Origin of the sequence: Streptomyces sp. NPDC029044 (assembly GCF_040637495.1) — a bacterium.
GTDB lineage: Bacteria > Actinomycetota > Actinomycetes > Streptomycetales > Streptomycetaceae > Streptomyces.
Window position 1 is genome coordinate 23,973 of sequence record NZ_JBEZWN010000077.1, and the last position, 7,865, is coordinate 31,837.

At 69.7% G+C, this 7,865-nt stretch carries 7 protein-coding genes; 5 read left to right on the top strand and 2 right to left on the bottom strand.

Features of this window, described 5'->3' with window-relative positions:
• Positions 1 to 315: 315 nt before the first annotated feature.
• Together AB0E85_RS35140 and AB0E85_RS35145 are read left to right on the top strand one after the other, a co-directional pair.
• Positions 316 to 1,755, top strand: a complete 1,440-nt coding sequence (locus tag AB0E85_RS35140) for an NAD-dependent succinate-semialdehyde dehydrogenase (protein ID WP_361936138.1) — start codon at positions 316 to 318, stop codon at positions 1,753 to 1,755.
• Between the two features lie 167 nt (positions 1,756 to 1,922).
• Positions 1,923 to 2,276: a cupin domain-containing protein gene (locus AB0E85_RS35145; RefSeq protein ID WP_361936141.1), complete on the top strand. Its 354-nt coding sequence runs from the start codon at positions 1,923 to 1,925 to the stop codon at positions 2,274 to 2,276.
• 14 nt (positions 2,277 to 2,290) lie between these two features.
• Here AB0E85_RS35145 and AB0E85_RS35150 read toward each other — a convergent pair whose 3' ends face one another.
• Positions 2,291 to 3,034, bottom strand: a complete 744-nt coding sequence (locus AB0E85_RS35150; protein WP_361936153.1) for an IclR family transcriptional regulator — start codon at positions 3,032 to 3,034, stop codon at positions 2,291 to 2,293.
• Positions 3,035 to 3,395: 361 nt separating this feature from the next.
• Complete coding sequence (locus AB0E85_RS35155; protein ID WP_361936155.1) at positions 3,396 to 4,142, bottom strand: IclR family transcriptional regulator; 747 nt, start codon at positions 4,140 to 4,142, stop codon at positions 3,396 to 3,398.
• Positions 4,143 to 4,422: 280 nt separating this feature from the next.
• On the opposite strand from AB0E85_RS35155, the gene solA reads away from it, so the two are divergent.
• The 3 genes from solA (at position 4,423) to AB0E85_RS35170 (ending at position 7,812) form a co-directional block, all read left to right on the top strand.
• Positions 4,423 to 5,562: an N-methyl-L-tryptophan oxidase gene (gene solA, locus AB0E85_RS35160; RefSeq protein WP_361936144.1), complete on the top strand. Its 1,140-nt coding sequence runs from the start codon at positions 4,423 to 4,425 to the stop codon at positions 5,560 to 5,562.
• Complete coding sequence (locus AB0E85_RS35165; protein WP_361936147.1) at positions 5,559 to 6,626, top strand: succinylglutamate desuccinylase/aspartoacylase family protein; 1,068 nt, start codon at positions 5,559 to 5,561, stop codon at positions 6,624 to 6,626. The genes solA and AB0E85_RS35165 overlap by 4 nt, the downstream gene beginning before the upstream one ends.
• Before the next feature lie 79 nt (positions 6,627 to 6,705).
• Positions 6,706 to 7,812 carry an ABC transporter substrate-binding protein gene (locus AB0E85_RS35170; protein WP_361936150.1) on the top strand — a complete coding sequence of 369 codons (1,107 nt, stop codon included), beginning with the start codon at positions 6,706 to 6,708 and terminating at the stop codon, positions 7,810 to 7,812.
• Positions 7,813 to 7,865 lie beyond the last annotated feature (53 nt).

The following is a 7,865-nucleotide window of genomic DNA, read 5'->3' on the forward strand; positions in this document are numbered from 1 at the left end:
GATCGATACCACGCGTGCCCCCGGTGAGGCTGACACAACGTCCGGATGTCACCTCCCGGCCGGACAGATCGCGCGTTGGTGCGGCCCGGCTCCCCCGAGATGCTCGGGGCACCTCGATGGCCGTCGCGGACCTCGCGCCGCAACCACGTCTCGGCGACGTGGACCCGCATGGACCGGCGGTCCTCGTGGTCGACGGCTCCAGCTGCGCCGCCCGGACCGACCACCTCGCCGAAGACCGGGGCAGCCGCGCCTCATGCACGTCGCGGGACTGCTCGACCCCGCCGCCGACCGACCCGGACAACCAGGAGATGACTCATGACCGACACACCAACGCAGTTGTTCATCGGTGGTGCCTGGGTGGACGCCGCGGACGGTGTCACCATGCCCGTCGACGACCCTGCCACCGGTGAGATCCTGTGCCACGTCGCCGACGCCGGTCCCAAGGACGCGAAGCTCGCCGAGGAAGCAGCCGTGCAGGCGCAGGAGGAGTGGGCGCGTACGGCGCCCCGGGTGCGCAGCGAGATCCTGCGCCGCGCCTACGAGATCATCATCGAGCGCACCGACGAGCTCGCCCGTCTGATGACCTCCGAGATGGGCAAGCCGCTCGCCGAGGCCAGGGGAGAAGTGGCGTACGCGGCGGAGTTCTTCCGCTGGTTCTCCGAGGAGGCCGTGCGTATCGACGGTGGCCACGCCACCTTGCCGGACGGCCGCAACCGCATGCTGCTCTCCCGCCGCCCGGTCGGCCCCTGCCTGCTGATCACGCCGTGGAACTTCCCGCTGGCGATGGGCACCCGCAAGATCGGCCCGGCGGTAGCCGCCGGCTGCACGATGGTGCTCAAGCCGGCCCCGCAGACCCCTCTCTCCAGCCTTGCCCTCGCCGCGATCCTCAAGGAGGCAGGGCTGCCGGACGGCGTGCTGAACGTCGTCCCCACCTCCCGTGCGGGGGAGGTGTGCGAACCGCTCCTGCGCGGCGGGCGGATTCGCAAGCTTTCGTTCACCGGCTCCACGGCCGTCGGACAGCTGCTCCTCGCCCAGAGCGCGGAGGCGGTCGTACGGACCTCGATGGAGCTGGGCGGCAACGCGCCGTTCGTCGTATTCGAGGATGCCGACCTGGACAAGGCCGTCGACGGCGCGATGGTCGCCAAGATGCGCAACATGGGCGAGGCGTGCACGGCCGCCAACCGCTTCTTCGTGCACCGCTCGGTGGCTGAGGAGTTCGGGCGGCGTCTGGCCGGGCGGATGGGCGCGCTGGTCGTCGGTCCGGGCACCCGGGACGGCGTCGACGTCGGCCCCCTGATCGACCGGAGGGGACGCGCCAAGGTGGAGGAACTCGTCGCCGACGCGGTGGAGCGCGGAGCGCAGGTGCTCGTAGGGGGCAATACACCCGAAGGCCCCGGCTGCTTCTACCCGCCGACCGTGCTGGCCGATGTCGATCCCGGCAGCCGCCTGATGGACACGGAGATCTTCGGCCCGGTCGCGGCGATCCTCACCTTCGACGACGAGGACGAGGTGATCCGCCGTGCCAACGACACCCCCTGGGGCCTGGTCGGTTACGTCTTCACCGAGGGCCTCGACCGTGCCCTGCGGGTGAGCGAGCGGCTGGAGGTGGGCATGGTGGGGCTGAACACGGGTCTCGTGTCCAACCCGGCCGCACCCTTCGGCGGCGTCAAGCAGTCGGGGCTGGGCCGCGAGGGCGGCCGGGTGGGGATCGACGAGTTCCTGGAGTACCAGTACCTCGCGGTGCCCGTGGGCTGACGGCGGACATGCCCTGACCGGCTCCTCAGCGCGCACCGTAACGGATCTCAGCCGTGCCCGGCGCAACGCCGCCGGGCATGAGGGACGTCCGTGACCTCTCCTCGCGGTGGCCTCGGCAACCCGCGACTCGAGCAATCCTCTTCTCAAGCCCAAGACAGGAAGAAGACATGTCGTTCCTGAAGACCATCGACACCGATCCCTCCTTCGCGCCGCACAGATCCGGCCCGCTCCCGGAACGTCTGGTCTCCGGCGATCCCACGTTCATGACCTGGCCCCAGGACATCGCCCGCGGGGAGATGATCCATACGGGAGTCTGGGAGGCGACGCCCGGCGAAACGCGCTCGATCAAGGGGGAGACCTTCGAGTTCTGCCACATCCTCGCCGGCATCGTCGAACTCACGCCGGAAGGCGGCGAGCCGGTGGTCTACGAGGCGGGTGACAGCTTTGTCATGAAGCCGGGCTTCGTCGGTGTCTGGAGGACCATCGAAACCGTGCGGAAGATCTACGTGATCGTGAAGTGACGCCGGATCCGTCGTCAGGCCAGGTGCCGGGCGGTGATCTCCGCAGCAGTCTCGGAGACCAGCCGGCCCAGCTCGGGCAGGCGGTCGGGGTCGAAGCGGGAGTCGGGCAGGGAGGCGGACAGGGCGGCCAGAGGGGTGCCCTCGCCGTCGAGCACCGGTGCCGCGATCGCGCAGACACCCTGGAGGTACTGGTTGTGGTTGACGGCGTAGCCACGTTCTCTCACGCGGCTCAGTTCCGCGCGCAGTTGCGCGGGGTCGGTGATGGTCTCCTCGCCGTACCCCTCCAGCGTCCCCGCGGCGACCTCGTCTATCTCGGACCTGTCCAGATGGGCGAGGACGGCGTTCCCGGCGGCGGTGGCGTGCAGGGGTGAGGTGTCGCCGATGGCGTGGAAGGTGCGTACGGCGTGGTCGCAGTCCACGCGGTCGACGACGACCATGCTGTGCAGGGCGTCCGGTACCGACAGGTGGATGGTCTCGTTCAGCGCGTCGCGGAGCCGGATCATGGGTTCACGGGCGGCGGCGAACAGGCTGGAGCCCTGTAGTGCGGCGGGGCGTACGGCCAGGACGCGGGCGCCGACCTCCCAGCGGGTGGTGTCCTTGCGGTTCGCCCGCAGCCAGCCCGCCTCGTTGAGGGTGACCAGCGTGCGCTGCAAAGTGGACTTCGGCAGCCCGAAGATTTTGGTCAACTCCCCGACGGTAACGGGTTGATGCCGGGCGACTGCCTCCAGAACCCGGAGCGACCTGGTGACGCTCTTCATTTCCATTCGATGCCCCCTCAGGCCTGTGGTCCTTGGTTCTCGTTCCTCTTGACTCCGGCACGGAGTCAAGGTCATGATCTGTGCCGGATTCCAGCATATCGTGCCACCATGTGGAACGTGATCGGGTTCGGTCGTTCAGCGGGCCGGACCTGAGGTGTGCCGGGGTCCCGATTACCCCGCGGCGATGGACAGCGGCAGGGCTTTGACCAGGCCTGCCGTGCCGCGTGGTGCGGCCGCCCTGTGTCCGGCTTCCCCCGCCGGACGCAGGGCGGCGGCTGCCGTGACACAAGGCTGAGGGCCGGCTCGCACGCTGAAGCGTGTGAGCCGGCCCCCGGTCGACGGTTTGCGGGTCGTCTGTCGTTCAGGCGCCCAGGCGGCGCTGCGAGATCTCCGTGGCGGTGTCGGCGACGAGGCGGCCCCACTTCGGCGTCCGCTCCCCGTCGTACCGCGCCTCGGGCATGGAGACGGCCACGGCTGCCAGGGGCGTGCCGTCCTCGTCGAGCACGGCGGCGGCGACGGCGCAGACACCCGGCCGGTACTGGTTGCGGTTGACCGCGTAGCCGTCGGCGCGGATCCGGTCCAGCTCGGCACGCAGCTCGTCGGGCTCGACGGGGGTCGTGTCGCTGAACCGCTCCAGCCCCGCTGCGACGAGGTCGTCCACGTCTCGCCCCGGAAGGTGCGCGAGGACGGCGCGCCCGACGGCCGTGGCGTGCAGGGGAGAGGTGTCGCCGATCGTGTGGAAGGTCCGTACCGCGTGGTCGCAGTCGACGCGGTCCACCACGACCATGCATTGCAGGGCGTCCGGCACCGACAGGTGGATGGTCTCGTTCACCGCGTCCCGAAGGCGAACCATGGGTTCACGGGCGGCGGCGAACAGGCTGGAGCCCTGTAGTGCGGCGGGGCGTACGGCCAGGACGCGGGCGCCGATCTCCCAGCGGGTGGTGTCCTTGCGGTTGGCGCGCAGCCAGCCGGCTTCCGCCAGTGTGACCAACGTGCGCTGCACCGTGGACTTCGGCAGCCCGAAGAGCTTCGTCAACTCCCCTAGAGTCACGGGCTGATGCTGGGCGACCGCCTCCAGGATCCTGAGCGACCTGGTGACGCTCTTCATTTCCATCCGGTTTCCCCCCGTTAATCCTCGAAATTTCTGCTGGACACCCTCTTGACTCCTCCCTGAAGCCACTGTCATTCTCTGTGCCAGATTCTAGCACAGCATTCCACATAGTGGCACGGCCTCGGGAAGACCCCCGGAATGAGCCGGACTGCGAGACGTGGCGGTTGTCAGCCGCAGGTCCACGAGGAGGGCCTGGCTCCCGCCCAAACCCTCTCGAATCGAACAGCCTCACGTCGATGGCTCAGCATGCGCCTCGGCGATACGAAAGGAAAGCCCTGTGTCAGCTGCCAGGAAGCGCGTCGCGGTCATCGGCGTCGGAACGATGGGCAGCCAGGCCGCCTGGCGGCTGGCGGCCCGCGGCGCCGACGTCGTCGGATACGACCGCTACGCACCCGGCCACGACCGCAGTGCCGGCGGCGGCGAGTCCCGGATCTTCCGCAGCGCCCATTTCGAGGACTCCCGGTACGTTCCACTCCTCAAGCACGCCGACGCCCTGTGGGAGCAGCTCCAGCAGGAGACCGGCCGCGAGCTGCGCCGCCTGACCGGGTGCCTGCTCATGGGGCCGACCGAGCAACAGCAGATGGCCACCGTCCTCGAGTCCATCGCCGAGCACGACCTCGACCACGAGGTACTGGACGCCGAGACGCTGGCCAAGCGCTTCCCGCAGTACCGCATCGAGGACGGCGACGCGGCCGTACTCGACCGCCGCGCCGGGTTCATCCGCCCGGAGCTGACGATCCAGACCGCCGCCCGCCGCGCCGAGCAGCTGGGCGCCGTGATCCACCGCTACAGCACGGTCCGCGAGATCGTCCCCGTGGCGGGCGGCGTGGAGATCCGCACCGACTCCGGCAGCGAGCGCTTCGACTCGGCTGTCGTCACGCCCGGTCCCTGGGTCAACGACCTGCTGCCCGAGCTGCCCTGGGAGGTGGAGGTCCGCCGCCTCGTCAGCGCCTGGTACGTACCCACCGCCCCCGACGCCTGGTTCGGCGAGGAGCGCCCGGCGTTCATCCGCACCGCACCCACCCACTGCTACGGCCTGCCCTCCCCGGACGGCATCTCGGTCAAGCTCGGACTGTCCCGCCCGCTGCACCGGCTCGCCGACGACCCCAACCAGCTGGACCGCACCGTGCGGCCCGACGAGCTGGAGATCTTCTCCGAGCTGATCGGGCGGTACCTGCCCGACCTGCACCCGGACCCCACCCGCCTCTCCGTGTACATGGAGGGCTACACCGAGAGCAGCCGCCCCCTGGTGGGCCCGCTGCCCGGCGCCGAGAACGTCATCCTCCTCGCCGGCTTCTCCGGCCACGGCTTCAAGCTCTCGCCCGCCTTCGGCGACATCGCCGCCGACCTCGCGCTGGACGGCGCCTCGCCCCAGCCCATCGACTTCCTCTCCACCATCGGCCGTACGGAGGCATGACCGTGCAGAACACCCCCCTTTCCGTCGGCTCTCTGGCGGCCGGGCCCGGCACCAAGGCCCGCGGCACCCTCCAGGCCGATCTCGGCACCCTCACCGCGGACATCCCGGTGATCCTGGTCAACGGAGTCCGCACCGGTCCCCGCGTCGTCATCACCGCCGGTGTGCACGGCGGCGAGTTCACGCCCGTCGAAGCCGCCGTGCGCCTGGCGGACCTGCTGGAGCCCGCAGAGGTGAGCGGGCAGGTGATCGTCTGTCCGGTCGCCAACCCTCCGGCCGTGTACCAGGGCCGGCTCAACGTCTCCCCGGTCGACGGCGTCAACCTCAACCGTGTCTTCCCCGGTGACCCGGCCGGCGGCCCCACCGAACGGCTGGCCGCCTGGCTCTTCGACCACCTCATCGACGGCGCCGACGTCTACATCGACCTGCACTGCGGCGGCATCGACCAGGTCCTGCGGGACTTCGTCGGCTACCGCCGCACCGGTGACCCCGACCTGGACAAGGCGACGGCCGAACTGGCAGGCTCCTTCGGCATCCAGGACGTCATCCTCGGGCTGACGCCCGAGGGCGGCAACAGCCACGCGGCCGCCGCTCGCCGGAACATCTCGGCGGTCCTCGTCGAGGTGGGCCAGCTCGGCCAGCGGGACGAGGCCACCGCCCTCCGCCGTGTCGACGGCCTGCTGAAGGCACTTCGCCATCTCGGCGTCCTCGACCAGGACGGCTCCGCTCCGGAACCGATCCGCGAGTGGGTCTGGTCCGGCGGCGCCACCGCCGAGGCCACCGGCCTGTGGTACCCGGAGTTCTCCTTCGACGCCGACGTCATCGGCGAAGTCGCCGAGGGCGACCTCCTCGGCCGCATCATCGACCCGACCGACGGCACCGAGCACACCGTCCACGCCCCGGCCGACGGCCGGATCTTCTACGGCATGCACGGCCTCACCGTCGCCCCCGGCAAGGAACTGGCCGCCCTGGCCGTCCCGTGGGACCCCGACACGGCCGCGCGGGCCGACACCCTCCGGCCTCCCGGTCTGGGCACCGGGTCGGACGAGGCGGATCCCCGCCCCTAGACCTCCCTCCCAGCCACCCCCCTTCCCACGTCCCCAGCCGTTCCCCTTCCCACGGCCAGCGCCACCCAGGAGGCACACGATGAAAGATGCCCGAATAGACCGCAGACTGTTCCTGCGAGGAATAGGCGGGGTCACTGCGGGTGTCGCCGCCGCGACCACCCTCTCCGCATGCGGTACCGGTACCAGCCGGACCAGCGCCGGCAGTGGCGGTAAGGGCGGCAAGACGGTGGTCGTCCGTGACAGTGGCGGTTCCTATGGTGCTGCGCTGCAGAAGGCGATCTACACGCCGTTCACGCAGGAGACCGGCATCCAGGTGAAGGTGTTGAACCTGGACGACGCGCCGCTGCTGGCGCAGATCAAGCAGGGCCGGCCGCAGTGCGACCTGATCAACAACTCGATGATGTCGCACACCAAGTACGTCAAGCAGGACGCCCTGGAGAAACTGGACCTCGACCGGATCAAGAGCGTGAAGAGCGCGAAGATCCCCGAGGCCCAGGTCACCGACCATGCCGTCGGCAACAGCTTCTACGGTGCCTGTATGGCCTACCGGACGGACGCATTCGGCGGTAGGAAGCCGGAGTCGTGGGCCGACTTCTGGGACATCAAGGCGTTCCAGGGCGGCCGTTCGATGTGCAACCCGGACGGTGACCTGCCGGAGCTGGAGTTCGCGCTGCTGGCCGACGGCGTCCCGATGGACAAGCTGTATCCGCTGGATGTGGACCGTGCCTTCAAGGTGCTGACGCGGCTGCGGGGCGACATCAAGAAGTTCTGGGACAGCGGCCCGCTGCCCGGTGTGCTGCTCAGCCGCCAGGAAGTGACGATGTCCACCGTGTGGGACGGCCGTATCGCCGACCTGGAGAAGCAGGGCGTCCCGGTCACCAGGCAGCTCAACGGCATGCGCCGCCAGTTCCAGGGCTATGCCATCGCCAAGGGCGCCGCCAATGCGGACAACGCCTACAAGCTGATGGACTTCTCGCTGCGCGCGGAGAGCCAGGCCGCCCTGGCGAAGGCCTTCCCGTCGAACCCGTCGTCCCCGCTGGCCTACGCCAAGCTCACGGAGGACGAGCGCAACGCGCTCGCCGGTGCGCCGAAGTACTACGACAAGGGTTTCGACACGGACATCGACTGGTGGCTGAAGAACGAGTCGGCCGTCACCAAGCGCTGGTTGGAGTGGGCTCGTGGCTGAATTCGGTATCGCGGCACCGTCGGTGAAGGTGGCCGGTGACAAGCCGGCCACCG